Annotated in this window: 23 protein-coding genes and 1 riboswitch; of the genes, 3 read left to right on the plus strand and 20 right to left on the minus strand. The window is 30.3% G+C overall.

Going from position 1 to position 26,061, the window contains the following annotated elements; genetic code table 11:
• Window positions 1-43: 43 nt before the first annotated feature.
• From ACX6CF_RS03940 to ACX6CF_RS03990, 11 genes are all read right to left on the minus strand, one after another.
• Window positions 44-1,129, minus strand: coding sequence for a tail fiber domain-containing protein (locus ACX6CF_RS03940; protein WP_458784000.1), 1,086 nt, complete (start codon window positions 1,127-1,129; stop codon window positions 44-46).
• 298 nt (window positions 1,130-1,427) lie between these two features.
• Window positions 1,428-1,919: a cupin domain-containing protein gene (locus ACX6CF_RS03945; RefSeq protein WP_458784001.1), complete on the minus strand. Its 492-nt coding sequence runs from the start codon at window positions 1,917-1,919 to the stop codon at window positions 1,428-1,430.
• A 29-nt stretch (window positions 1,920-1,948) separates the two neighbouring features.
• Window positions 1,949-3,991, minus strand: coding sequence for a DUF5050 domain-containing protein (locus ACX6CF_RS03950; RefSeq protein ID WP_458784002.1), 2,043 nt, complete (start codon window positions 3,989-3,991; stop codon window positions 1,949-1,951).
• Window positions 3,992-4,188: 197 nt separating this feature from the next.
• Complete coding sequence (locus ACX6CF_RS03955; protein ID WP_458784003.1) at window positions 4,189-5,217, minus strand: PfkB family carbohydrate kinase; 1,029 nt, start codon at window positions 5,215-5,217, stop codon at window positions 4,189-4,191.
• 28 nt (window positions 5,218-5,245) lie between these two features.
• Entirely contained in the window at window positions 5,246-5,899 is a 654-nt protein-coding gene (locus ACX6CF_RS03960; protein WP_458784004.1) for a bifunctional 4-hydroxy-2-oxoglutarate aldolase/2-dehydro-3-deoxy-phosphogluconate aldolase, read from the minus strand.
• Window positions 5,900-5,999: 100 nt separating this feature from the next.
• Entirely contained in the window at window positions 6,000-7,406 is a 1,407-nt protein-coding gene (uxaC, locus tag ACX6CF_RS03965) for a glucuronate isomerase (RefSeq protein WP_458784005.1), read from the minus strand.
• A gap of 63 nt (window positions 7,407-7,469) precedes the next feature.
• Window positions 7,470-8,480, minus strand: coding sequence for a LacI family DNA-binding transcriptional regulator (locus ACX6CF_RS03970; RefSeq protein ID WP_458784006.1), 1,011 nt, complete (start codon window positions 8,478-8,480; stop codon window positions 7,470-7,472).
• Window positions 8,481-8,677: 197 nt separating this feature from the next.
• The gene (locus ACX6CF_RS03975; RefSeq protein ID WP_458784007.1) at window positions 8,678-8,836 is read right to left on the minus strand and encodes a YqzL family protein; all 159 of its coding nucleotides are present in this window, start codon (window positions 8,834-8,836) and stop codon (window positions 8,678-8,680) included.
• 211 nt (window positions 8,837-9,047) lie between these two features.
• Window positions 9,048-9,956 carry a GTPase Era gene (gene era, locus ACX6CF_RS03980; RefSeq protein WP_458784095.1) on the minus strand — a complete coding sequence of 303 codons (909 nt, stop codon included), beginning with the start codon at window positions 9,954-9,956 and terminating at the stop codon, window positions 9,048-9,050.
• Between the two features lie 69 nt (window positions 9,957-10,025).
• Entirely contained in the window at window positions 10,026-12,953 is a 2,928-nt protein-coding gene (locus ACX6CF_RS03985; protein WP_458784008.1) for an insulinase family protein, read from the minus strand.
• Window positions 12,954-13,000: 47 nt separating this feature from the next.
• Window positions 13,001-13,495 (minus strand): GAF domain-containing protein, encoded by a 495-nt coding sequence (locus tag ACX6CF_RS03990; RefSeq protein WP_458784009.1) that lies wholly within the window; start codon window positions 13,493-13,495, stop codon window positions 13,001-13,003.
• A gap of 299 nt (window positions 13,496-13,794) precedes the next feature.
• On the opposite strand from ACX6CF_RS03990, the gene ACX6CF_RS03995 reads away from it, so the two are divergent.
• The 3 genes from ACX6CF_RS03995 to ACX6CF_RS04005 are packed head-to-tail and all read left to right on the plus strand — an operon-like array spanning window position 13,795 to window position 16,369.
• On the plus strand, window positions 13,795-14,772 hold the full coding sequence (locus tag ACX6CF_RS03995; RefSeq protein ID WP_458784010.1) for an ABC transporter ATP-binding protein: 978 nt from the start codon (window positions 13,795-13,797) through the stop codon (window positions 14,770-14,772).
• Window positions 14,769-15,572 carry an ABC transporter permease gene (locus tag ACX6CF_RS04000; RefSeq protein ID WP_458784011.1) on the plus strand — a complete coding sequence of 268 codons (804 nt, stop codon included), beginning with the start codon at window positions 14,769-14,771 and terminating at the stop codon, window positions 15,570-15,572. Before ACX6CF_RS03995 ends, ACX6CF_RS04000 begins: the two co-directional genes overlap by 4 nt.
• 14 nt (window positions 15,573-15,586) lie before the next feature.
• Window positions 15,587-16,369 carry an ABC transporter permease gene (locus ACX6CF_RS04005; protein WP_458784012.1) on the plus strand — a complete coding sequence of 261 codons (783 nt, stop codon included), beginning with the start codon at window positions 15,587-15,589 and terminating at the stop codon, window positions 16,367-16,369.
• A 107-nt stretch (window positions 16,370-16,476) separates the two neighbouring features.
• On the opposite strand, the gene ACX6CF_RS04010 is transcribed toward ACX6CF_RS04005, so the two are convergent.
• The 9 genes from ACX6CF_RS04010 to ACX6CF_RS04050 form a co-directional block, all read right to left on the minus strand.
• Window positions 16,477-16,677, minus strand: a complete 201-nt coding sequence (locus ACX6CF_RS04010; protein ID WP_458784013.1) for a cold-shock protein — start codon at window positions 16,675-16,677, stop codon at window positions 16,477-16,479.
• Window positions 16,678-16,770: 93 nt separating this feature from the next.
• Window positions 16,771-17,058: a hypothetical protein gene (locus ACX6CF_RS04015; protein WP_458784014.1), complete on the minus strand. Its 288-nt coding sequence runs from the start codon at window positions 17,056-17,058 to the stop codon at window positions 16,771-16,773.
• A gap of 119 nt (window positions 17,059-17,177) precedes the next feature.
• Complete coding sequence (locus ACX6CF_RS04020; protein WP_458784015.1) at window positions 17,178-17,345, minus strand: hypothetical protein; 168 nt, start codon at window positions 17,343-17,345, stop codon at window positions 17,178-17,180.
• A 166-nt stretch (window positions 17,346-17,511) separates the two neighbouring features.
• Window positions 17,512-17,676 (minus strand): ribbon-helix-helix domain-containing protein, encoded by a 165-nt coding sequence (locus tag ACX6CF_RS04025; RefSeq protein WP_458784016.1) that lies wholly within the window; start codon window positions 17,674-17,676, stop codon window positions 17,512-17,514.
• A gap of 155 nt (window positions 17,677-17,831) precedes the next feature.
• Window positions 17,832-19,385, minus strand: a complete 1,554-nt coding sequence (gene purH / locus ACX6CF_RS04030; protein WP_458784017.1) for a bifunctional phosphoribosylaminoimidazolecarboxamide formyltransferase/IMP cyclohydrolase — start codon at window positions 19,383-19,385, stop codon at window positions 17,832-17,834.
• A gap of 44 nt (window positions 19,386-19,429) precedes the next feature.
• Window positions 19,430-21,652 (minus strand): formate C-acetyltransferase, encoded by a 2,223-nt coding sequence (gene pflB / locus ACX6CF_RS04035; protein WP_458784018.1) that lies wholly within the window; start codon window positions 21,650-21,652, stop codon window positions 19,430-19,432.
• A 67-nt stretch (window positions 21,653-21,719) separates the two neighbouring features.
• Window positions 21,720-21,801: riboswitch (ZMP/ZTP riboswitch) on the minus strand.
• A gap of 8 nt (window positions 21,802-21,809) precedes the next feature.
• Complete coding sequence (locus ACX6CF_RS04040) at window positions 21,810-23,150, minus strand: NCS2 family permease (protein WP_458784019.1); 1,341 nt, start codon at window positions 23,148-23,150, stop codon at window positions 21,810-21,812.
• A gap of 692 nt (window positions 23,151-23,842) precedes the next feature.
• Window positions 23,843-24,859 carry a hypothetical protein gene (locus ACX6CF_RS04045; protein ID WP_458784020.1) on the minus strand — a complete coding sequence of 339 codons (1,017 nt, stop codon included), beginning with the start codon at window positions 24,857-24,859 and terminating at the stop codon, window positions 23,843-23,845.
• Window positions 24,852-26,003 carry an AAA family ATPase gene (locus ACX6CF_RS04050; RefSeq protein WP_458784021.1) on the minus strand — a complete coding sequence of 384 codons (1,152 nt, stop codon included), beginning with the start codon at window positions 26,001-26,003 and terminating at the stop codon, window positions 24,852-24,854. Before ACX6CF_RS04050 ends, ACX6CF_RS04045 begins: the two co-directional genes overlap by 8 nt.
• Window positions 26,004-26,061 lie beyond the last annotated feature (58 nt).

Here is a 26,061-nt window from a genome sequence, read left to right on the forward strand (position 1 = left end):
AATGATTCTAAACATTAAGGTTATAATTGATCATGTCTATGTTTTACTTATTCTCTAGCATTTCAATCTTCTTCTGTAATTTTAATATACTTTTATGTTGCTGGTGAATAGCCTTAACAAGTGGTGGAATAAATTCTGTATATCCTAGAGTAAGCACATCTTCTCCACCTTTAACTTTGTGATCCTGATATCCTGCAAATTCAACTCCTAAGCTATCCATTAAAGCTTTTACATCTTGTGCTATAAAACCTTGATGTAGTCTTTTTCTTTTTTTGGAGCCATCTTTAGGAATTTCTTTTAAATCAATAGAACCATCTTCATTAGTAGTTTCTTCTACATAATCTTCCCGATAATCCCATTTGAATTCGACAGGTTTTAATCCCATTATAAAATCTAAGCCTAATTTTGTGTCTTGTATATCTGTTTTATCTCTTCTATCGGAACGATTCTGTACACTACCATAAGCATATGTTGTTGTATCACTATTACCTAATTGTATTTGATTATCACCTTTAACTTTTGAGTTATAACCAATTCCAGAACAATTATTATATCTAGTACTGAATAGAGCTCTATGACCTACAGCTGCATTATGAATTCCACTATTTGAATATAATGCTTGACTTCCTATACCTATGTTATAATTTTGCTTGTTATTACTTAATGCACTACGACCTAATGCGATATTTTCTCTACCTTCTTCATTATTTACTAAAGCCAAATGACCTATACCAATATTATTAGTACCAGTAGTGTTTTTGTAACAAGTACGAGTACCTATAGCAGTATTCCAGTTACCACTACTATTCTTTTCGAGGCATTTATATCCTACAGCAATATTATAAATACCATCATAATTGTTAGTTAAAGTTTGATAACCTACAGCAGTATTATAATCACCACCATTATTATTAGTTAAAGCTTGATAACCCACAGCAGTATTACTCTTACCATCAGAATTGTTGGTTAAAGCTTCACAACCAACAGCAGTGTTGTAATTACCTTCACAAGTTTCATATAAAGTTCTATGTCCAAAAGCTGTATTACCACCATCTTCATTTGGACCGCTTACTCCTGAATCTGTTCCTACAAATGTGTTATTACCATAAATAAATCCTTCAATTGACATTTTATTACTTCCTCTCGTATTATAATTTATTTTGTAACCGCGACTACATTTTCATAGAGATAATTTATTATTGCATATATTTCATATATTATCTCTAATACGTACGTTAAGCCTTATTTGCTATTGGCTTGATATAATATTAACACCATATAACACGACATTACCACGACATTTACAAAAAAATTATATTAAATTATATATTCAACAACCATTCTTTCGTTTTACCATAATAAAATAGCCTCCTATGATTTTATTTTTATCATAGAAAGCTTTCTATAAATAGTATTTACAGTTTTAATCATCCATTCAATCTATCTATTATTTCATTATATTCAGGATATTCATTAATCAATTCACATCTAGAATACATTTTAAAATCTTTGAAGTCGAACCCTGGAGAAACCATACAACTAACTAATGTAAAATCTCCGTCTTCTACAACTTCAGCACCAAAAATTGTATTGGCTGGTACAATCAGCTGTGGTAATTCTCCTTCTTCAATATTTAATCCTAATATTGCTTTGCTATATTTTCCTTGTTCATCAATCATATGTATAGCTAGGGATGTACCATAATGATAAAACCATATTTCATCAGATATTAATTTATGAAATTTGGAAACCTGCCCTGATTTCAAGAGATAATAAATAGTTGTTGATAAAGATCTCTTTCCCTCATAATTTTCAATTGCTATATTATTAGATGTATCATTATATATTTCTCTATAATATCCACCTTCTATATGTGGACTTAATTCCAACTTTTCTATGAAATACTCAGCATTAAACACAAACTGATTCTCCTTTAACTATTAAAATTTCAAATTATTGATATTACGTCTTTATCGTTATAATAGATATATAATTTTTCACCATCTGTAAAATAATCCTTAATGTCAAGAGATGGAATTATATCAATCAATTCACTTGAGCTATTATTATTAATTTTGTATAATACATTAATATCTTTATTATTTATATAAAAAACATCGTTTTCTATACTAATTAATACCCTAATAGGTGAATCATTGATTTTCTCTTTGTTAGTTCCATTAATATCAATTCTATATAGATATTTATCTTCATAATAGATTTTATTACCTATTACTTCATATTTTTCTATATTTCCATCAACTATTTTTTTGTGTCTATTATTCTTATAGCAGAATAAAGCTTTATCATCTATTGAATAATAGAATATACTGTTGTCTATAACTCTCAATTTATTAATATTACTAACTTTTAGACTCTTTTTTTCTTTTGTATATCTATTATAATAATGAAGGAGTCCACTTTCATTGACATACACTATAAATTTATCGTTATAATCATACCAATCACTATTACTTAATTTCAGTTCTTCCAATGCCTTCTTATTAGATTGTAGACTAATCAATCTATGTGCACTGCTGGGATAGTAAGTGTTTTCATTCAGGTGAACTGATGCATTATAATTCTCTACTCTAAATATATTAGTATTTTGTTTGTTTTTCACTTGATATATATAAGAATTATCGTATTTTCTGGTAGTTTCAATATTATCTAGTGTCTCTTTATCTACCTTACTTGTAATTCCCTTATCATCTAATAAATAAATAGAGTTGTCACCAATAAAATACTCCGTGAAATAATCCAAATCATAATTCTTAATTTTTTTACCTTTAAAATCACTTTTACATATGTATCCCTTGTCACGATTCATTTCATATATGGAGTCATTATCAATAAATATCTCTTTACTTACGTCTAGAAAGATATTTTTATTCTCTAATCTATCCTTGTCAATATCATAAATCATAAGCTGATTACCATAAAGATATAATTTATTATCTTTTATCTCCAATAAATTATTTTCACTGCTATATGTATCTATTGTCTTTATGGAATAATTATTTGTGTCGATAATATATAATTCATCACTTGAAAAGTATATTTTATCATTGCTATATAATACATCATCCTGATTTGGATATGATGATTCTTCTATTACTAGCTCTTTCAGTTTATTATTTTCATATACTAATATTTTCTTGCTTGAATCATTAAATAAAAAGAATTTATCATTATAATTAATTATATTATTACAGAACTGATTTTCTAATATGGTTTTGTTGTCTTTACTTTTAATACTATAGACATTTACTAGAATCCTATCATTTGTTTTTATTGAATATATTATATTCTCTTTGTTAGAAGCAGCTGATAGTTCTCCTTCTACTACTACTGAATCATTAAAAGTAGTAAGAATACTTTCAGTATTTGTTGTAATATTAAAATAATAGACAGCATTAGAAGCTACATAAACATAACCACTTTCTATTTTTTGATATTGATCTATATATTTATTGATCAGATTAATTTTTTGGTTGCTATGTAATAACTTAATACCTGTTTCATTAGCATAATATAGCTCCTCGATTAAAGGAGTCTTAGTTGTTATTTTTCCTTCACATACCTTTACTTTATTACCTGTCTTTACATTAAAACGGTAGATATAAGGCTTGTTTTCATTTTCGTATTCAGTATATAACCACCAATCATTAAAATCCATTGATTCATCTGATAGATTGGCATATTTCTTAGTAAAAGTATTATAATCTCCAGAGGTAGTATTGTGGTTTTTAATTGTGTCTAATATTTTCTGGGTATTAGATACATCTGTTTTATCTTTACTTTGTTCAATCTCATTTTTAATGTGAGAAGATTTTTTATCCTGTTTATTTTTCTTAATGTTTGTATTCTTCTCAGTGTTTTCAATATTTGATATCTTACTACTTTTATTAGTATTGCCTGTATTATTACAGCCAACCAATAAGACTATTAAACCTAATATAACAGCACCCTTTATGTATCTTAAATTCATTTATCATCCCTCACACATAATTATGTATTAAATACTTTCATGATATACCTTATGTACAATAATTGCAAGTATTTATATTCTTATAGGCATTACATTCCTATATCTTCAATTCAAATGCAATGGGGACAGTCCTTCTAAAGAACTGTCCCCATCACTTGTATATTTAATGTTATATGTTTAGCAATTTTAATAAGAAATTATCTTTGTACTCTACCTGAAGCATCACCATTTATAAGTGTTTCTACTTCATCAACAGTTACTAAGTTAAAATCTCCTTTAATAGTATGTTTCAGTGCAGAAGCACCTACTGCAAATTCTAGAGCATATTTGAAGTCATCATTGCTAGATAATAAACCATATATAAGACCACCAGCGAATGAATCTCCTCCCCCTACTCTATCAACTATTCTTATGTCATATTTTTTAGAACGGTAGAATTCACTACCATCATATATAAGAGCTGACCATCCATTATCTGATGCTGAGTAGCTCTCTCTTAATGTTGTAACAACATATTTGAAACCGAATTTTTCTTTCATTTGTTTAAAGATTGTTTTATATCCATCAAGTTCAAGATTTCCTGAAGTAACATCTGTTTCACCAGGTTTGAATCCTAATACTTTTTCTGCATCTTCTTCATTACCAATACATACATCAACATATTGCATCAGATTAGTCATAACTTCTTTTGCTTCTGCTGGTGTCCATAGTTTCTTTCTATAGTTAAGGTCTACACTAACTGTCACTCCATGTTTTTTAGCAGCTATTAATGCTTTTTCAGTGAGAACCGCTGCTTTTTTACTGATTGCAGGTGTAATACCTGAAAAATGGAACCACTCTGCATCCTTAAATATTTCATCAAAATCAAAGTCTTCAATATCAGCTTCAGCTATAGCAGAATCAGCTCTATCATAAACTACTTTTGAAGGTCTCATTGATGCACCTGTCTCTAAGTAGTATATTCCTACTCGGTCTCCACCTCTAGCAATATAATCAGTATCAACACCAAATCTTCTTAAGTGATTAACAGCACTTTGTCCAATTGGATTTTCTGGAAGCTTAGTTACAAAATGAGCATCAAAACCATAATTAGCAAGTGAAACAGCTACATTAGCTTCTCCGCCACCATATACTACATCAAATGACTCTGCTTGAGTGAATCTTTCATATCCTTTAGTTGAGAGTCTAAGCATAATTTCTCCCATAGTAACTACTTTTTTACTCATCTATATTCAATCCTTTCTAATAATCTAATTATTTGTTTAATCTTTCTCTAGATACTTTTACTTCATTAACAAATTTCTTAGCAGTTTCTGTTACAAGTTCATAATTACCTGTTTTAGCACCTTTAGTAAGAACACTACCTGTTCCAACAGCTACAGCACCAGCTTCAATCCACTCATGAACATTTTCAAGACTTACTCCACCAGTTGGCATATAATTACCTTGTGGCATAGGACCTTTGAATGCCTTAATAATAGAAGGACCAAATGCATTTCCTGGGAATACTTTTAAGATTTCCACACCAGCTTCAAGAGCAGTTAGAGCTTCAGCAGGTGTCATGATACCAGGCATAACAGGTACTCTATAACGATTACATAATTTTACAGTGTCAGCATTAAAACTTGAACTTACAATATATTCTGCTCCAGCAAGGATACAAGCTCTTGCTGTTTCTGGATCAAGAACTGTTCCTGCTCCAATTATTACATCTTCATCTTTGTATAGATCTGTTAATTCTTTTATAATATCAACTGCACCTGGTACTGTCATAGTAATTTCAAGCGCTTTAATTCCACCAGCTTTTACGGCTTCAATAATTTTCATACCATCTTCTTTTGACTCTGCACGGATAACTGCAACTACACCACTATCTACGATTTTTTTAATTGTTTCCATTCTTTTCATATGAACATTCATTCCTCTCTTATAATGTGTTATATAATATCGTCTTTAATAACGTATTAAACTATATATATTGAACTTAAACATCTATACGTATTATTCTCTATAATTCAATATCAAAATATTCTTTGGCATTGTTAAAACTAATGTTCTGGACAATAGTTCCAAGTAGATTCATATCGTATGGGAATTCACCATCTTCAACCCACTTACCTATTAAATTACACAATATTCTTCTAAAATATTCATGTCTTGTATAGGATAAGAAACTTCTTGAATCCGTTAACATACCTACAAAATTACTTAATAAACCAAGATTACCTAAATCAATCATTTGCTTGACCATACCATCTTTGTGGTCATTAAACCACCAACCTGCACCAAATTGTACTTTACCTCTTGCATCAGAATTCTGGAAACATCCTATAAGTGTTCCTAACACATAATTATCAGATGGATTAAGATTATATAAAATAGTTTTTGGTAATTCGTCAGTTTCATCTAATGCATTGAGTAATCCTGCTAATCCCTCGGCAATGCTATAATCACCAACTGCATCAAAACCAGTATCTGGACCTAATAACTTCAACATCCTAGAATTATTATTTCTAATACAGCCCATATGTAATTGCATAGCCCAATTGTACTTTTTATATAATCGTCCAAAAAACACAAGCATGAAACCTTGATATTTTATTGTTTCTTCCTCGTCAATATTACCTTTTGATAATTTCTTAAGTAATATATCATTAATTTCATCTTTACTAGCTTTTATATATTTTATTCCTTCAAGACCATGGTCAGCTATTCTACACCCTGCATTTTGGAAAAATTCTACTCTTTCCTCCATCGCCTTTAATAAGCTATCAATATCATTAACAGGATAACCAACTACTTTTGCTAGCTCTCCAATCCAAGGTAGAAAAGTATCTTTATCAATATTTACACACTTATCAGGTCTAAAGGCTGGTAATACTTTTGTATCAAAATCAATATCTTCTTGTATTATTTTATGGTAATGTAAATCATCTACTGGATCATCCGTAGTACATACAACTTTTACATTAGACCTTTTGATCAAATCTTTTGCACTGAAACCATCTTCTTTTAACTTATCATTACATAATTTCCATATCTCTTGGGCTGTATCTTCATTCAATTGTTTAGTTATATTAAAATATCTTGCTAATTCTAGATGTGTCCAGTGGTAAAGAGGATTACCAATACAATACGAAATTGTTTTAGCCCATTTTAAAAACTTATCTTTATCAGAAGCATCACCTGTTATGTACTTTTCTTCTATTCCTTGGCTTCTCATACCTCTCCATTTGTAGTGGTCTCCACCAAGCCAAAGCTCAGTAATATTTTCATATCGCTTATCTTCTGCGATTTCCTTTGGACTCAAATGACAATGGTAATCATAAATTGGCATATCTGCCGCATATTCATGATATAATTTTTTCCCAACTTCATTATTAAGCATAAAATCTTTGCATAGAAACTCTTTCACAATACCATCCTCCTATTAAATGTACACGTGTGCAAATCTAGCAAAATAATATATTCCATAATATTAATTCAACTGGTACACCGACTGTCTTATTTTCAACTTACAATCAACTTTCGTATGATAAAAATCCTTATTGCTATTGTTATCAAGCATATCAAATAGAATTTCTGTTCCACTATATGCTATTCTTGAGATTTCTCTTCTTACTGTTGTGAGCTCTGGTGTAATATACTTACACATTTCTATATCATCAAAACCAACAACTGATATATCTTCAGGGACTCTAAGTCCTTTTTCTATTATGGCTTTTATGGCACCAAATGCCATTTCATCATTAGAACAGAACATAGCTGTAGGTAACTCAGTATTATTATCAAGTATTTTATTCATACCTTTGTACCCACTAATTACGTCAAACTTTCCGCTTGCTATTAATTTCTTATCAATTGTAAGGGAAGCTTCACTCATAGCTAATTTATATCCTTCTAATCTCTCACTACTATTCAAAAATCCTTCTTTACCTTTGATTAGTCCAATCTTCTTATGCCCTTGATTGGTCAAATATTTTACTGCTTGGTATGCACCATCTCTATCTTCAGAATAAACACAAGTTGTACCCTTTATGTTTATTTTTCTATTAAGAACTACTACAGGTATATTCAATGCACCTATGTATTTTATAAATCCATCATCTTGTTTCTTTTGACTAACAACCAAGATTCCATCGTAATGTTTACTATTCACAATACTGTAATCGCCATTTAAATCATCAATTGCTTTAACTACCAAGTTGTAATTTCTTTCTTTCATCAATCTATTAACGCCTTTGATTGAACTATAGAAGAAAGATGGGCTAGTACCTTCAAGTGCGGATAAAAACACTCCAATATTATATGACTTATCAAGTTTTAGACTCTTAGCACTATAATTAGGAATATAATTATTATCTTTAGCAATTATCTTAATTCTGTCCTTGGTTTTATCGCTTATCAGTGGACTATCATTAAGAGCTCTTGAAACCGTAGCATGAGAAACGCCTGCTAACTTAGCAATATCTTTAATAGTAATACTCATTACAATCTCCCTTTCAAAAACATTCTATCATATTATGTACACGTGTGCAACCATTTTCTCATAAAATATGTTTTTATTAAATTATGACTTAGCACATTCACTAAAAAAAGCTATTATCAGATTTATTTTTCTATAGTTATATAGTAAAAGTAATCTTAATAACAGCTCTTAATGATTAGTAATATAAAAATGTATCATTATACTATATTACTGTTAACACATTTTTTGCTTTCATATGTTCCAGTTAATTCTTGCCTTGAATAAGTATTACCCCTGGGTTCATATTGTTTATAAATTAAATAAACATCAATTCTGCCAGTATTTTCAAACAGATTCCATAATATATTCTTAAACATTTTTGTTACCCCCTAAAAATATACTTTATTATATCTATAGGTTTACCTGTTAAGATTTTTATATACTGCTCAAATATTCCCATGGCTAAACTGATTTTATACCCTTGACAAAAAATCCACAACACTCAATATAGCATAAAAGCAGGACTTCCACTCACACCATTCTAGTACTTTAGTCCTATGTATAGTGTAATTTTATAATCCAAAAGATTTAATCCATATCTCTTTTATTGAATCCATAATTCTTCAATAAGAAATCACTATCTCGCCAATTCTTTTTAATTTTCACCCATACTTTTAAATTAACTTTTGAACCTAGTAGATTTTCTATATCTATTCTCGCTCTGGTACCTATTTTTTTAAGCATTGCACCTTGTTTCCCAATAATGATACCTTTATGAGAATCTCTTTCGCAAATTATTGTCGCATCAATATCAACAATATCCTTATTATCTCTATCCTTCATTCTATCAATAACAACAGCTATACCATGTGGTATTTCTTGTTGTAATAGATGTAGGGCTTTTTCTCTAATTAATTCTGCGACAATCTGACGTTCAGGTTGGTCAGTTATCATATCACTATCAAAAAACTGTGGTCCTTCTTCCAAATACTTGAATAATATATTTGGAATATCATCTGTATTATCACCTTTTAGTGCTGATATAGGAATAATTTCAGCGAATTTATAAGCATCCTTATAAGTATTTATAACTTCCAATACATTGTCTTTTGATATTTTATCTATTTTGTTGATTACTAGAATAACTGGCGTTTTAACTTTGCCTAATTGTTCAATTATATATTCATCACCTCTACCAATTTCCATGTTAGGTTCTACTAGCCATAAGATTACATCAACACCTCTAAAAGTATCGATGGCAGTCTTATTCATATATTCACCTAATTTATGCTTTGGCTTATGAATTCCAGGTGTGTCAATAAAAATTATTTGCCCTTCCTCACTTGTAATAATTGTTTGAATTTTATTCCTTGTTGTCTGAGGTTTGTCCGACATAATAGCAATTTTTTGACCTATTATTTGATTCATCAATGTAGATTTCCCTACATTAGGTCTACCAATTATTGTAACAAATCCTGATTTAAAATTATTCAAAATTTTCCTCCTGTCAATAGACATGCTTAACGGTCAACAAGTGACCGTCAGCATATTATATATTAAATTTTGTTAATTAAATAGATGAACTAATTCACTAAATATCTCTTTGTTTTTCTCTAATTTATTCTCATTACCCAGTACACAGATATTATCTTGTTTCAATACCGATTTAACTAGATCAGCTGTTTTTCTAATATCTTCTTTGGTGGTATTAAGAACTTCTTTTCTTTCATTAAATACATCTTCATAAGAAACATTACTAATATAAGAACTAACTGCTCTATCACCTTTCAGTGCTGGAGTTAATGGTCTATCAAGATTACTGATAGTACCAATAATATATTTAGTCATTTCCCTGTCGTCAGTATCAAAAGTAGAAATAAAGCCATCTATATTATCATAAGTCTCTAAAGTTTTTTTAAGGTTAGGGTCTCTGTAAGATGTAAAATATACATTACCATTTCTTGAAAATGCATTCATACATCCATAAGCTCCACCTTTTACTCTTACATTGTTCCATAAATAGTCCAAACTAGTTATAGTCTGTAATACCTTAAGAGTACCAGTATAATTATAGCCTTTTTTGATAAAATTACCTGCTTTTGCTACATATTGGATTTTATCTGATGTCAATAATCCTTCATTTGCTTTATTAAAGTCAAATTTCACATCGTCCAATTCCAGTAATGTATCATCTAATTTCTCAATAAAATGTTTAACCTCCCCATTAAATAATCCATATGCATCTCTTTCAGAAGTCATACTAATTACTATATTCTCAGGTTTAAACATATATTTAATAGTCTTTTCCATATTACTTATTATTTCTTCGGACATTTCTTCAAAATTATTTTCTAGTTTATCCAAGAAATGATAGAATGATATTCCACTTGTCAATTCTTTATATAATGCTGTATTCGCAAAATAGCTTTCTGCTCTAGTTGCAGCAGCTATGTGTCCACTGCTTGTGAGACCCATCTGTATACGTGATTTTACTTCAGATATTACTTGTAATAATCTATTTTTATCAGTTAAATCTGTATTGAACATAATTTCACTGAACAACTCAAATAACTGAGGTATCTTATCATAAAAACACTTTCCATAGACTTCTAGCTTAGGCAAGAATACTTCTGGTTCATTATTTTGTCCATATATATTAATATTAAAGGAAATACCACCAGTATTAATATTTATGACATTAGATAATTCTCCATAACTATAATTCTCAGTATCCATATTACCAAGTGCTTTTGTAACCAAACCTATATATGGAATAAGATGTACAGGTATTTTTTTAGTATCAAACAGTAACTTGATATAAGCAATATTGTTAGTGAATGTAGGATGCAACAATACTTTGATATTATCTATTTCACATTCTTCTAACGGAAGCATTTCAGGTTCTTTACTAATATCATCCAAACTTAATAATGGTATTTTCAATAGAGTTTCCTTAGCTTCTGGCTCGCTTTGATATTCTTCAAGATGAATAGTATCTTTTACTAATTTGTTAAGTTCATCATTTGATAATGAATCTTTGTAAGCTTGAAGTTTATCTTCTAATTCTTTTTCTCGTTCAGCCAATATACCCTTTTTAGGTTCTACTATTAGTAAACTACCATGAGTATTGTTTAGAAGATTTTCTTCTATTAGCTTTTCAAAAAAATCAGTTTTAATTCCTTCTTTTAGAACTTCAAATGTTTCATCATATGCTAAATGCATGAAAGGGTCATTATCATATAGCCAGCTGTCCATACACATCATGCCATATATGATTCCTTTTGGATATCTTCCATAATCAGCTTCTCTTACTTTGAATTCAAAATAATTTATCGCTGCTTCTATGGTTCTTTTATCTATACCTTTTTCAACTATTTCTTGTAATGTATTTCTAATTATCGAAATGAATTCTTCCTTCTTGCTTGTATCTGAATTCTTAGCTACAATACTTAGTGTTGGCTGTAACAAAGTATTATCAAATGAACCAAATACATCTTTACCTATTCCCGCATCAATCAATGCTTTTTTAAGAGGTGCTCCAGGAGCTTCAAGAAGTACGTATTCCAATATTTCGAATGACCTATAATCAATCTTGTTAGTAGCATTCCCTACAACAACATTGTAACTTAAATAAGTCTTCCCTTCTTCACTTTCATTAGAAGAAATAGGATAGTATTCAACTTTTTGGGCAAATTCATTGAATGGTTTTTGTAAATTGATGCTTGAATCTATATCTATAGTATCAAACTCTTTTAGATAATTATCGTCTAACCATTCTAACATATTATCAACATCACTGTCTCCATATAAATATAGATAACTATTAGATGGATGATAATATTTCTTGTGAAAATCTAAAAATTGTTCATTTGTTAAATCGGGTATATAGTCTGGATCTCCACCAGATTCATAAGCATATGGAGTATCTGGTAATAGTGATTGTTGTATTTTTCTAAACAATACTTGTTCAGGTGAAGAAAAAGCACCCTTCATCTCATTATAAACTACACCTTTAATAGTAATATCTTCTTCTACATTGGCTAAATCATAATGCCATCCTTCTTGCCTTAGAATCTCAGGTCTTTTATAAATATTAGGATAAAAAACTGCATCCATATAAACATCCATGAGGTTAATGAAATCTTTGTCATTAAGACTTGCTACAGGATACATTGTTTTATCTGAAAATGTCATAGCATTAAGAAATGTGTTCAAAGAACCTTTGACTAATTCAACAAACGGATCCTTTAAAGGAAATTTCCTAGAACCACATAGAACTGAATGTTCTAGTATATGAGGCAACCCTGTATCATCAACAGGTGGTGTTCTAAAATTCACTGAAAATACTTTGTTATTATCATCATTATATATGGATACTAGTCTTGCACCACTTTTTTCATGATAAAATAATCTTCCAATCGAATTGATTTCTTCAATATTTTGTTCATCAACTAATTTAAAACCATGGTATATCTTACCTACTTCAAAAACCACTTATTAACATCTCCTTATCAAAAAAAAATTATCATAACTATGTTTTATTATTCATTCCAATTACAACCATCTGTAATAAGACCAACTAATTTATTTAAGTATTCACTATCAGTAACATCAAACCTATCAATAATTGGGCTATCAATATCAAGAACACCTATAAGCTTATTATCTACTACTATTGGAATTACTATTTCTGAATTAGTATCACCATCACAAGGTATATGTCCCCTGAATTCATGTACATTAGGTATTATTTGTGTTTCAATCAACTTTGCAGCAGTACCACAAACACCTTTTCCCATTTTTATTCTTATACAAGCAGGTTTCCCTTGAAAAGGTCCAAGAACTAGCTCATTATTTTTATACAAATAAAATCCTACCCAGTTTATTTTCTCCATTGTATGAAATAATAATGCACATATATTAGCTAAATTTGCAATTTTGTCTCTTTCTTCATACATAAGTCCTTTTGCATTACAAATTATATTTTCGTAAAATTCCTCTTTTGTATTAAATGAAAAATTGTCAACCTGAAACATTTCATTGATCCTTTCCTTATTTTGCCTTAATACTAATAATATATACTTTCTAACACCATATTACAAGCTTTTTTCCTAATTTTGCTAACAACTCATATCTTATATAATTATCATTTTCTTATATCTCTAATATTATTTATTAATATTAAAATAATATATCATCCATTAACTATTACATATTGTAACAATAACATAATATTAATTTAATTAAATACATCTTGACTTGATAAAGTTCTAGTAGTATACTATTTTTCCTTGCAAAAAAATTAAATATATTAGATTACGTTAGGAGGTTCATTATGATTGAAGTAAATGGATTATGCAAATCTTTCAAAGTAGCCAAACGTTCAGCAGGTGTAAAAGCATCTATCAAATCTCTTTTTCATCGGGAATATGACATGGTTAACGCTGTAAAAGATGTTTCTTTTACAATAGACACTGGTGAGATTGTTGGGTACATCGGACCTAATGGAGCTGGCAAATCTACCACAATCAAAATCATGAGCGGCATACTGGTTCCTGATTCGGGTACTTGTAGTATTTTAGGTCATATCCCTTGGCAAGAAAGAGTTAATCATGTAAAAAATATTGGCGTAGTTTTTGGTCAACGTTCCCAGCTGTGGTGGGATGTTCCTGTTATTGACTCTTTTGAATTATTGAAAGACATATATAAAATACCACCAAAAGAATATACCAACAATCTAGATATGCTGACAGAAACCTTACAACTAGGTGATTTCATCAATATTCCCGTTAGACAGTTAAGTCTTGGACAACGTATGCGTTGTGAGATAGCCGCATCATTATTACATTCACCCGAAATCTTATTTTTAGATGAACCTACTATTGGTCTTGATGCTATTTCCAAAATTGCAGTTCGAAATTTCATTAAAGAAATAAACAAAGAAAAAAATGTAACCATCATATTAACAACCCATGATATGAGTGATATAGAAGCTCTGGCTGATAGAATTTTATTGATAGGAAAAGGAACTATTCTATACGACGGAAACCTTTCAGCACTGAGAAATAAATATTCTAATGATAAAATCATTACCATAGAATACGCTAAATCAAGTAGAGCAATCAATATACCCGGTGTAACTGTTTTATCCTATATGGAAGAACGTGCTGTACTTTCCATAAACACCAAAATAATCTCCGTATCAGAAGTCATATCATCTTTAGTAAGTTTATACGAAATTACTGATGTTACAGTAGAATCACAACCAGTGGATGAAATCATTGTAAAATTATATAAGGAGTATGCAATATGAGAGCCTATCTATCCGTTTTTAGATTGAGATTGATAAATGGTATGCAATATAGAATTGCAGCTTTTGCAGGTGTAGCTACACAATTTTTCTGGGGATTCATGTACATAATGATTTTTGAAGCTTTTTTCTCAAGTAGTACTAGTATTCAGCCAATATCCTTTAACCAAACAGTTTCTTATATTTGGCTACAACAATCTTTTTTAGTTTTTATAATGCTTTGGTATAGGGATGGTGAATTATTTGAGTTAATCACTAGTGGTAACATAGCTTATGAATTATGCAGACCCATTAATCTGTATGGCTTTTGGTTTTCAAAGCTTATAGCCCAAAGAGTATCAGGGGCAATTCTTAGAAGTGTACCAATACTAATTATTTCTTTCATTCTTCCAAAACCTTATAAAATTTCGTTACCACCAGATATAACAACATTTTTTATATTTATAATTTCCCTTATACTAGGATTGTTTGTTGTTGTATCTATATCCATGTTTATATATATTTCCGTTTTCGTTACTATGTCACCTGTAGGGTCAACTTTGATATTTGCAGTTCTTGGAGAATTTTTTGCTGGTATGGTTATTCCTATACCATTTATGCCAGTATGGATGCAGAGAATCGTATACATCCTTCCCTTTCATTTAACCTGCGATATGCCTTTTAGAATATATTCTGGACATATACCTCAAAATGATGCTCTTATAGGAATTCTAGTACAAATGATATGGCTGGTAATCCTTATAATATTAGGGCAAGTTAGCATGAAAAAAGTATTAAAAAAAGCAATAGTACAAGGTGGTTAAGATTGGAGGTTATTATGAAATTATTCTTGAAATACCTAAAAATATTATTGAAGTCTCAACTGCAATATCGGACTTCATTTATACTGTTATGCCTTGGTCAATTTTTTGTGCCCTTCTCCATGTTTGCTGGCATATATTTTATGTTTCAAAGATTTAATAATATTGCTGGATGGAACTTCTACGAAGTTATGTTATGCTTTGGAATAATACATATATCCTTTTCGTTAAGTGAATGTTTTGCTAGAGGATTTGATAGTTTCTCTAATCTTATTAGAACTGGAAACTTTGATAGAATACTTGTAAGACCTCGTGGAACTATTGTCCAAGTAATAGGTTCCAGATTTGAATTTACTAGGATAGGACGTCTATCCCAAAGTATCATAGTTCTAACATGGGCATTGACCAATGTTTCTATCGACTTTAATTTACCGAAGATTATAATTCTCTTATTAATGATTATCAGTGGGGTTTTTATTTTTTCTGGTATATTCATTTTGGCAGCGACCTTATGTTTTTGGACTATACAAAGCCTTGAGATTGCAAATATCCTAACAGATGGTGGTAGAGAAATGTTCCAATATCCTCTGGGGATCTATAAAAAATGGATAAGGAATTTCTTTACATTTGTTGTACCTTTCGGCTGTGTCAACTATTATCCACTTATGTACTTATTGGACAAAAATCACTCAAATAATATATTATATATTATTTCACCCATATTTGGAATTTTATTTATTATACCTTGTCTATTAGTATGGAAAATAGGCGTTAAACATTACAAATCAACAGGATCATGATTCTTTATGTATAAATACTTCAAAAGGGTTATCTTAATGGATAAGATAACCCCTCTTGTTTTTAATCATAATTAAAACAGCTTATTTACGTTCTATTATATATAAAATTATAATTTACTCACGTTAGCTGCTTGAGGTCCTTTTGCACCGTCGACAATTTCAAATTCAACGCGATCACCCTCTTCTAGATTTTTGAACCCCTCGTCTTTAATAGATGAAAAATGCACAAAAATATCTTCGCCATTTTCAACTGTAATAAATCCAAAACCTTTTTTACTATCAAACCATTTTACTGTACCTTGATTCATTTTTAAATCCTCCTAAATATATAAAATTACATTTTTACACTAGCACAATCATTGAAAATTGTCAACTTATAAATCTTTATAGGTTAAATTTAATCAAATTACCCCTAATTTATCAAGTAGTTTAACACAATCCTTATATCCCTGAAGATATAAACAATCATTCGCACAAGATACTTTATATACTTGATTTGTAATATATTCTTTTACGAATTTCTTATCATCTTCATTAAGAGAATCTAATATTGAATTAAATCTATCCTCGTGCTTATGTAGATAACACTCTATTTCTTGATATTCAAAATTAGTTAACTGAAACTCCTTAGTTGCATGTTTTACCATCTGTGCCGTAAAATTCTCAAAATGCCATCCAATATCGTTCATTAATTATACCTCCTGTATTGAATTACTATCAAAAATTGGGTATAATAGATTTACCACTATTTTTGATAGTTGGTGTTTTGAAGTGGTGTTGTTACTTGTTGGGTAGAACGCCACTTCTCTTATTTGTCTTCTAGGGCATTAATACCATCTCTAACCCCTTGAGCCCTTGTCTTATTATTTTTCTCACAATACTTATCAAGAGTTTCAAGTTCTTTCTCATTAACTCTCACATGTAAACTATGAGGTTTTGGGTCTGTAGTAGGTCTGCCCATCTTTTTATTAGACATTCCACACCTCCTTTTTGTGTCCAATACAAGTAGTATATGACTTTTGGTTACGAAAGTCAAGAATATAATCTTTATAATTCGACACATTTTGTAAACTAAGTCCTTATTTTTACTCTAATTATAATAAGTGTTGATTATGCTATTTTTTCAAATTAAAATACTTCTATTATTTATTTTTCAGGTAATTTAGTGCATCTCTAATACCCTGAGCTTGGGTTATACTATTCTTTTCACAATAATCTTTTAGAATTCCTAGTGTCTCCTCATTAATACGAGCTGTAATTTTAATAGGTTTTGGATCGTTAGTAGGTCTGCCGATTTTTTTATTCATATCTTTCCTCCTTAAAAATTATGTCATTACATATATCCTAATTATATTGTATATTTTTGTCAACCAAAAGTTTTCAGCCAATTCTATATATATAAAAAGCATCTAAGATATACTACCTCTCTTAAATGCTTTCATATAATTTTTATTATATTATATTAATGTCTAAAATGTCTCATTCCAGTAAATACCATAGCAATACCATATTTATCACAAGCTTCAATAGATAGTTTATCCCTTATTGAACCACCTGGCTGTATAATACAAGTAATTCCAGCTTTTACAGCTTCTTCAACACAGTCTGGGAATGGAAAAAAAGCATCTGATGCAAGGCTTGCACCTTTTAACGAATCTACTCCTAGATGTTCTATAGCGTGTCTAATAGCTTGCTTACAAGCCCATATACGATTAACTTGTCCAGGTCCAACGCCAAGAGACATCTTGTCTTTTCCAATAGCTATACCATTAGATTTTGCAAACTTAACAACTTTCCAAGCAAATTTCAAATCTTCCATTTGTTCTTTAGAAGGTTTAGCTTTTGTTACAACTTCAAGATCATTTGGTAATAACTCATTATCTATTGTTTGTATAAGCAATCCACCACTTACTTTTTTAAGGTCATATGCTGTATCAGGTTGTTTTTGTAATATATTCTCTAATATAAGTACTCTAATATTCTTTTTCTGAGCAAGTACTTCAATTGCTTCTTCACTATAACTTGGCGCAACTACAATCTCAACAAATATCTTATTAATTTCCTCTGCTGTATTTTTATCAATTTCTCTATTCGCTACAATAATTCCGCCATATATTGAAACCGGGTCAGCTTTGTAGGCTTTTATATATGCATCACAGATATTATCTGCACTACCTACTCCACATGGATTAGCATGTTTACAAGCTACAACAGTAGGTTCATCAAATTCTTTTAATAATTCAAGTGCTCCATTAGTATCATTGATATTGTTAAAAGATAATGCTTTACCATGTAATTGCTTAGCATTAGTAAGACATCCTTTTGTATTACCTACTTCTTTATAGAATGCCGCTTTTTGATGTGGATTCTCACCATATCTCATATCTTGAACTTTCTCGAAGGTCATACTTATTGTTTCTGGATAATCATTAGCATTTCTTTGTTTTCTCATATAGTTAGCTATTAATGTATCATAATGTGAAGTATGCTCAAATACTTTAGAACATAAATAGAATTTTGTCTCATATGATACTTCGCCTTTTTCTTCAACATCTTTTAATACTGTATCATAATCCTCTGGGTCTACTACTACAGCAACATCTTGGAAATTCTTAGCTGCTGAACGAAGCATTGTTGGCCCACCTATATCAATATTTTCAATAGCTTCTTCTCTACTTACTCCATCTTTTAAGATAGTTTGTTTAAAAGGATAAAGATTAACAACTACTAAATCAATAGGAGTAACATTCAATTCTTCTAATTGTTTCATATGTTCTTCGTTACTTCTCATTGCAAGTAATCCAGCATGAATACTCGGATGAAGTGTCTTAACTCTTCCATCTAGACATTCTGGAAATCCTGTTACATCTGAAATACCGATTACTTTCACACCGTTTTCAATAAGTTTTTTTGCAGTTCCACCAGTTGAGATAATCTCAACTCCAAGCTCTACTAACTTTTTAGCAAATTCTACTATACCTGCTTTATCTGAAACACTGATTAACGCTCTTTTCATATTTCTAATCTCCTTTTAATTTTATATTTTACGGAAGCTAAGTTTTAATATTTGCCATGAAAAGTTCTATTAATAACTTCTTCCTGTTGTTCTCTACTTAATCTATTAAAATTAACTGCATACCCTGATACCCTTATAGTCAAGTTAGGGTATTTTTCTGGATGTTCCATTGCATCAATTAATTTTTCTCTATCTAATACATTAACATTAATATGATGCCCGCTTTGATAGAAATAACCATCCAAGATGCTGACAAGATTTTTTATTTGTTCATTGTCCTTTTTACCTAATGTCTTAGGCTGAATAGAGAAAGTACATGATATACCGTCTAGACAGCTATCATATGGAATCTTGGCCACAGAGTTAAGTGAAGCTAATGCACCTTTGTGGTCACGATTATGCATTGGATTAGCTCCTGGTGCAAAAGGTTGCCCCTGCTTTCTTCCATCAGGTGTAGAACCTGTTTTCTTACCATAAACAACATTGGAGGTAATAGTTAGGATAGATAATGATGGCGTAGAATTTCTATAAGTCTTATGTTTTTTTATTTCATCAATAAAACCTGTTGTTAATTCACTTGCAATGCTATCTACCGTATCATCATCATTACCGTATTTTGGATAGTCCCCTACAATGTTAAAATCTACAATCAATCCGTCATCATTACGTATAGGTATTACTTTAGCATATTTAATAGCACTAAGAGAATCCGCCATTACAGATAGCCCAGCCATACCAAAAGCCATAGTACGTTCAACCTGTGTATCGTGAAGAGCCATTTGAAGTTTCTCATAAGCATATTTATCATGCATATAATGTATTACATTCATAGTACCTACATATAGATTACATAACCATTGTTGGTATTTTTCAAAACGTTCCATTACTTCTTCATAAACCAGAACTTCTCCCTCTATTGGTTTCAGTTTTGGTCCTACCTGAATGCCTTTTATTTCATCTTTACCACCATTCAATGCCATTAACAAGACTTTTGGCATATTACATCTTGCTCCAAAAAACTGCATCTGTTTTCCGATCTTCATAGCTGATACACAACATGCTATACCATAATCATCACCATATCGTGAACGCATCAAATCATCATTTTCATATTGTATGGAATCAGTGTCTATTGATACTTTCGCACAGAATTCTTTAAAATCATTAGGTAATTCTTTGGACCATAGAATTGTTATATTAGGTTCAGGAGCTGAGCCTAAAGTGTACAAAGTATTGATAAATCTGTATGAGCTCTTGGTAACTAATGTTCTACCATCTTCACCCATACCACCAATCACTTCTGTAATCCACATTGGGTCCCCTGCAAAAAGCTCATTATATTCAGGTGTTCTCAGCTGTCTTGCCATACGTAATTTCAACACTAGATCATCAATTAATTCTTGTGCTTCCACTTCTGTAATTATACCATTATCTAAATCTCTTTCAATATAGATATCTATAAATGTGCTGATACGACCTAAAGACATTGCCGCACCATTTTGCTCTTTTATAGCTCCAAGATATGCATAATATATCCATTGTATTGCTTCTCTAGAATTTTTAGCAGGGAGTGAGATATCATCCCCATACATTTCTGCCATTTCTTTTAGCTTATTCAAGAAATCTATTTGTCTATATAGTTCTTCAAGCAACTTAATATTTTCATCTGACATTATTTCATTGCTATATTTTATTTTATCCAATTGTTTCTGCTGTATTAAATAATCGATACCATATAGAGCGACTCTACGATAGTCTCCTATTATTCTACCTCTACCATATGCATCAGGTAACCCTGTAATAACACCTGTCTTTCTTACTAATTTCATTTCATCTGAGTAAACACGATAAACACCGTCATTATGGGTTGTTCTATATTTGAATTCTTCTTCTACTTTTTCGTCTACTTCATAACCATATGCCTGACAAGCATTTCTAGTCATACGAATTCCACCAAAAGGATTGATTGCTCTCTTCAAAGGTTTGTCAGTTTGTAACCCTTTTATGATTTCTTTATCTTCATCAATATACCCTGGTTCAAAAGTCAACAAGGATGATACCGTTTTTGTATCAATATCTAGAACGCCTCTGTCCAATTCTTCTTTTTTTAGTCCCTTGAAGTATTCATTGAGTTCATTAGTCCTCTTAGTAGGTCCTTCTAGAAAATTATTATCGCCCTCATAAGGATTATAGTTCTTTTGAATAAAATCTCTTACATTAATTTCTTGTTTCCATATACCCTCTTTAAAATTATGCCATTGTTTCATTTTATCTAATCCTCTCTATAATTAGTAATATAATAAAAGACCGCCTGAGCATATAGACGTCTTAACGGTCTATTGCCCAGGCGGTCGGCATAATTATAATTCTGTACTCCCTGTGGGTACTCCCACTTCCGCCAGTCATACAGAGGTATTATTTAATTTATAATAATATGTATTTTAACACAAATAGTATTGAAAGTATATACATGATTGGGTGAACTTTTTTACCCTTCTTCACACATAAGTTAATAACTGTATATGAAACTACTCCAAATACAATACCTTCTGAAATACTATATGATAAAGGCATAACTAAAATTGTTAAGAATGCTGGTATAGATTCTGTTAAATCAGTGAAATCTACTTTAGCAATAGATTCTATCATATAGAATCCAACAATTATTAATGCTGGTGCAGTTGCAAATGCTGGAACTGAAAGTAATATTGGTGAGAAGAATAATGCAAGTGCAAAAAATACTGCTGTTGTTAAAGATGTTAATCCAGTTCTACCACCATCAGCTACTCCTGATGCACTTTCAACATATGTTGTTGTTGTTGAAGTTCCTAAACATGCTCCAGCTACTGTAGCAACTGAGTCTGCAAATAATGCATGTTTGATTTTTGGTAATTTACCATCTTTATCAAGATATCCTGCTTTACTAGAAACACCTATCAAAGTTCCTAATGTATCAAATAAATCAACGAATAGGAATGAGAAAACAACAACCCAGAAGTTAGCTAATGCTAATGCGCTAAAATCAAATTTGAAGGCTATTGGGGATATACTAGGAGGTGCTGAGAAAATATCTGTTGGAATTACACTAAATACTGGTTCAAAAATTCCTACAGCTTCTGCTATCATTCCAAGTACCCAAGTAATCAAGATACCTACTAATATTGATCCTTTAACTTTTAATACAACTAATATTGCAGTGACTAAAACACCGATAACAGCAAGTATTACTGCTCCTGAAGTCATATCACCAAGTGTAACCAATGTTGCAGGGTCAGTAACTACTATACCTGCATTTTGTAATCCTATAAAAGCGATAAATAAACCGATACCTGCACTAACTGCATATTTGAGGTTCATCGGTATCGCATTAAATAGTGCTTCTCTAACATTAACGAATGTTAAAACTATGAAAATGATACCTTCTACAAATACTGCTGTTAAAGCTACTTGCCAACTGTATCCCATCTTAAGAACTACAGTAAAAGCAAAGAATGCGTTAAGTCCCATACCTGGAGCAAGTGCAAATGGATAATTAGCTACTAATGCCATTATTAAAGTACCAATAATTGCTGCTAATGCAGTTGCAGTAAATACAGCACCTTTATCCATTCCAGTAGGTATGAATCCGTCAGCTGTTTGTAATCCAGATAATATACTTGGATTAACAATTAATATGTATGCCATTGTCATGAAAGTAGTAATACCAGCAAATATTTCAGTCTTTACATTGGTATTGTTTTGTTTAAGTTTAAAGAATCTTTCCATCTTTAACCCTCCATCCGATATTCTATTACAAACTTTATTTTATCAGAGAAAATTTTCCATGTCAATATAAATCCGAATATTTTTTGTTATTTCGGGATAAATATTCGGGTTTTTTGTAGGTTGGGAAGTTATTTTCTTGGTATTTGTCTGATTGGGTAGAAATAGAGGGGGTATGGAGGGGTGCAGTTATGTGGGGGATGATTGAATGTGTTGTGAGGGATTAGTTGTGAAAGTGGTTAGACTATCCGTTGTTTTGGGTTAGGTCATAACCACTTTTGATGGTTTTAGGAAAATGATTTATTTTCACTCAATAGATTGCATCTTTGACTAAACTTATTCATTTAGTCTTTTATTACTTTTTATATTATTTCTAGCTATTTTACTTATATTATTTGGGGCAATCAATTCTTTTAAATAATATCAGTGAACTCAACCAATTATTTAACTACACTTTTTCAGAAGACATTATAGTCCACAAAATATTCTTAGAGTCAAAACAAACACTAAATCTCACTAAACAACTAAAACCATGGTTTTACTGATTTTGATTATCTATTCTTACTTCAACAATTGTATTTTAACTTAAACTTTTTTAACCACTCTAGCAAAATCCATTTTCGTAGGTATAATTCAAATAGTTAGATTTCGTATAATAGATATTATATGTCCAAGGAAAATAAAAACTCCGTTAATTAATTCATTAATTCAATATTATATTCTGGCACAAATAACATACTAGTATTTAACACCCATATATATCCAGTTAATATATCATTGCTGAGTTCATTTTGCTTACTTAGAATCACATTAAAATCAATATTATAATAAATTTCACTAGCATAATTCGGCTCTAACTCACTTGTCCCCATCTGAATTCTATAAGACTTCAAAATATTTTGCTTTACTATATACTGAAATATTTTTCTCATAGACATAAAATACGACTCATTTTCTTTAATCAAGCAAACTTCATTCAATTTATGTGCAATCTGGTACTTTGCTGTAACCAAATTACTTGAAACTAAGTCTTCTAAAAGTATATCTCCTATATCTTCTCTCAAATTAATAGAATTTTTTGTGGATAAAATCCTTCTAACACAGCTTTCACATCTATCAACATCTTTAAAAGAAAATCTATCTAATAAAATCTCTTTGATTTTTTTTGGCATAGCAATCATTTTTTCAACATATTTGCCTGTTATGGAATTCTTATAAATTGCTCCTGTCTGCATGGTAACAGATACTTTCTTATTCATGAAGGTGCTATCAGGTATACAATCAAAATCCTGATATGATTCAATCATAGGATAATTCAAGTAAAGCTGTCCTACATCAGTTACTTCATGAAAATAGCGCTGCATTTTAGTTATTTTATCTTCTGAAAAATTTGGATCATGATGCTCATAGTCAAATATGATTAATACATTGGTAAAATCATTTTTATAAAAAGTTTCATAGTTCTTCTTCCGACTTACAATCATAGGTAAATCAACATCTTGTTCCCACCAATTACCAGGATAATTGATTTCAATATCTTGATAGAGCTGATAAATATTGGTGCCATATATTATAACATTATCTATGCTTATATCAATCTCTGGAAAACATATTAACAATTGTCGTATAAATTCATTTTTCTCATGATTTCCTTCAACTATAAATAAATGACGATTTCGATGTCGTTGTGATAACCAATCATAATTATTCATACTTATCAAACTCTCCACTAATATACATTTTTTCCAAATTATGCCCTTCTCTCAGCTCGCGATTTGTAGCGTTGTTTAGGGAAGTTAGATTACCTTTTTGCGATAGAATAAACAAACAATCTGGGCGCATTATCCTGTTATTCATCAAATTAGTGTTATGTGTAGTTAAAATTACTTGACAACGTGGATATTTCTTCTTAAAGTACTCTATAACTCTTTCTGACATCTCATAATGATAGTATGCATCAAATTCATCCAGATACATAATTGATGCTGTCTTCCTCACTTCAAACCTACGGTATAGTTCAGTTACCGCTAATGTTCCACTAGATGCATTCTCAAAAAAAGGAACCAACTTATTATGTTTAAAATATAATTGATGCTCACCTTCAGGTAATTTCTTAATTACTAGCTTACATTCAATTCCCATAATGTTTAGAAAATCCTCAAAATCTTTCAAAGCATCCTTATTAGCTAGTGAATCATAAAATGACTCATTCATTCTTCTTGGAACTCGGCTAATTGAAGAATTAAGACTTATCATAGACATACTCTTAATAAATCCATCTAGTTTTAATAGCACCGAATCCACTGCTAATGCAGAATTATTAATCAACCATCTTAAAAATGAGATAGTTTGATTGTTATCATCCTCAACGTCAGAAGAATTCATTGCCTTGGTAAATCTCTCTATATTTATAGTATCTGCATCTAGATATTTCAAGTTATCAAAATTCGATTCTTTAGTTTCAAAATTATAGTAAAAAGTTTTTTTCCCATTAAGAATAAGTTCTTCATCATATAGCTTCATTTCAGAATTCTTTTTATACTTGTATACGATCTCATCAACACCAAATTTAAACGTATAAATGTACTCTGCAAATTCGTTATGTGTATCAGCATTTAAGTAAACACCATCAGACCTCCTAAAAAAAGCACGTGGATAAAGATTATTCTTAATATCAAATATCGCCTTACCTAAATTAGTTTTACCTGTTGCATTCCTACCATATATTATCATTTTACTAATAAGTTGATTAGTCAAACAGTCTTCATTGTATTTGTAGCCACCAATGTTACTAAAATCAATCTTAATCCACTCTTTGAAATTTTTATAGTTCTTCAGTTTAAAAGTTTTTAACATACCTTTACACCTTCTTTCACTATATATTATATACAATAAAATAAAATTGCACAAGGGT

Source organism: Vallitalea sediminicola (assembly GCF_054408565.1).

Excerpts from the sequence above, each read along its gene's own strand:
- ACX6CF_RS04005 (WP_458784012.1), top strand. The coding sequence starts at position 15,587 with ATGAAATTATTCTTGAAATACCTAAAAATATTATTGAAGTCTCAACTG.
- ACX6CF_RS03975 (WP_458784007.1), bottom strand. The coding sequence starts at position 8,836 with ATGTTTAAGAATATATTATGGAATCTGTTTGAAAATACTGGCAGAATT.
- ACX6CF_RS04050 (WP_458784021.1), bottom strand. The coding sequence starts at position 26,003 with ATGTTAAAAACTTTTAAACTGAAGAACTATAAAAATTTCAAAGAGTGG.
- pflB (WP_458784018.1), bottom strand. The coding sequence starts at position 21,652 with ATGAAACAATGGCATAATTTTAAAGAGGGTATATGGAAACAAGAAATT.
- ACX6CF_RS04015 (WP_458784014.1), bottom strand. The coding sequence starts at position 17,058 with ATGAACGATATTGGATGGCATTTTGAGAATTTTACGGCACAGATGGTA.
- ACX6CF_RS04045 (WP_458784020.1), bottom strand. The coding sequence starts at position 24,859 with ATGAATAATTATGATTGGTTATCACAACGACATCGAAATCGTCATTTA.
- ACX6CF_RS04040 (WP_458784019.1), bottom strand. The coding sequence starts at position 23,150 with ATGGAAAGATTCTTTAAACTTAAACAAAACAATACCAATGTAAAGACT.
- ACX6CF_RS04010 (WP_458784013.1), bottom strand. The coding sequence starts at position 16,677 with ATGAATCAAGGTACAGTAAAATGGTTTGATAGTAAAAAAGGTTTTGGA.
- ACX6CF_RS03990 (WP_458784009.1), bottom strand. The coding sequence starts at position 13,495 with ATGTTTCAGGTTGACAATTTTTCATTTAATACAAAAGAGGAATTTTAC.
- ACX6CF_RS03995 (WP_458784010.1), top strand. The coding sequence starts at position 13,795 with ATGATTGAAGTAAATGGATTATGCAAATCTTTCAAAGTAGCCAAACGT.
- ACX6CF_RS03950 (WP_458784002.1), bottom strand. The coding sequence starts at position 3,991 with ATGAATTTAAGATACATAAAGGGTGCTGTTATATTAGGTTTAATAGTC.
- ACX6CF_RS04025 (WP_458784016.1), bottom strand. The coding sequence starts at position 17,676 with ATGAATAAAAAAATCGGCAGACCTACTAACGATCCAAAACCTATTAAA.
- ACX6CF_RS04020 (WP_458784015.1), bottom strand. The coding sequence starts at position 17,345 with ATGTCTAATAAAAAGATGGGCAGACCTACTACAGACCCAAAACCTCAT.
- ACX6CF_RS03960 (WP_458784004.1), bottom strand. The coding sequence starts at position 5,899 with ATGAAAAGAATGGAAACAATTAAAAAAATCGTAGATAGTGGTGTAGTT.
- ACX6CF_RS03940 (WP_458784000.1), bottom strand. The coding sequence starts at position 1,129 with ATGTCAATTGAAGGATTTATTTATGGTAATAACACATTTGTAGGAACA.
- ACX6CF_RS03970 (WP_458784006.1), bottom strand. The coding sequence starts at position 8,480 with ATGAGTATTACTATTAAAGATATTGCTAAGTTAGCAGGCGTTTCTCAT.
- ACX6CF_RS04000 (WP_458784011.1), top strand. The coding sequence starts at position 14,769 with ATGAGAGCCTATCTATCCGTTTTTAGATTGAGATTGATAAATGGTATG.
- purH (WP_458784017.1), bottom strand. The coding sequence starts at position 19,385 with ATGAAAAGAGCGTTAATCAGTGTTTCAGATAAAGCAGGTATAGTAGAA.
- ACX6CF_RS03955 (WP_458784003.1), bottom strand. The coding sequence starts at position 5,217 with ATGAGTAAAAAAGTAGTTACTATGGGAGAAATTATGCTTAGACTCTCA.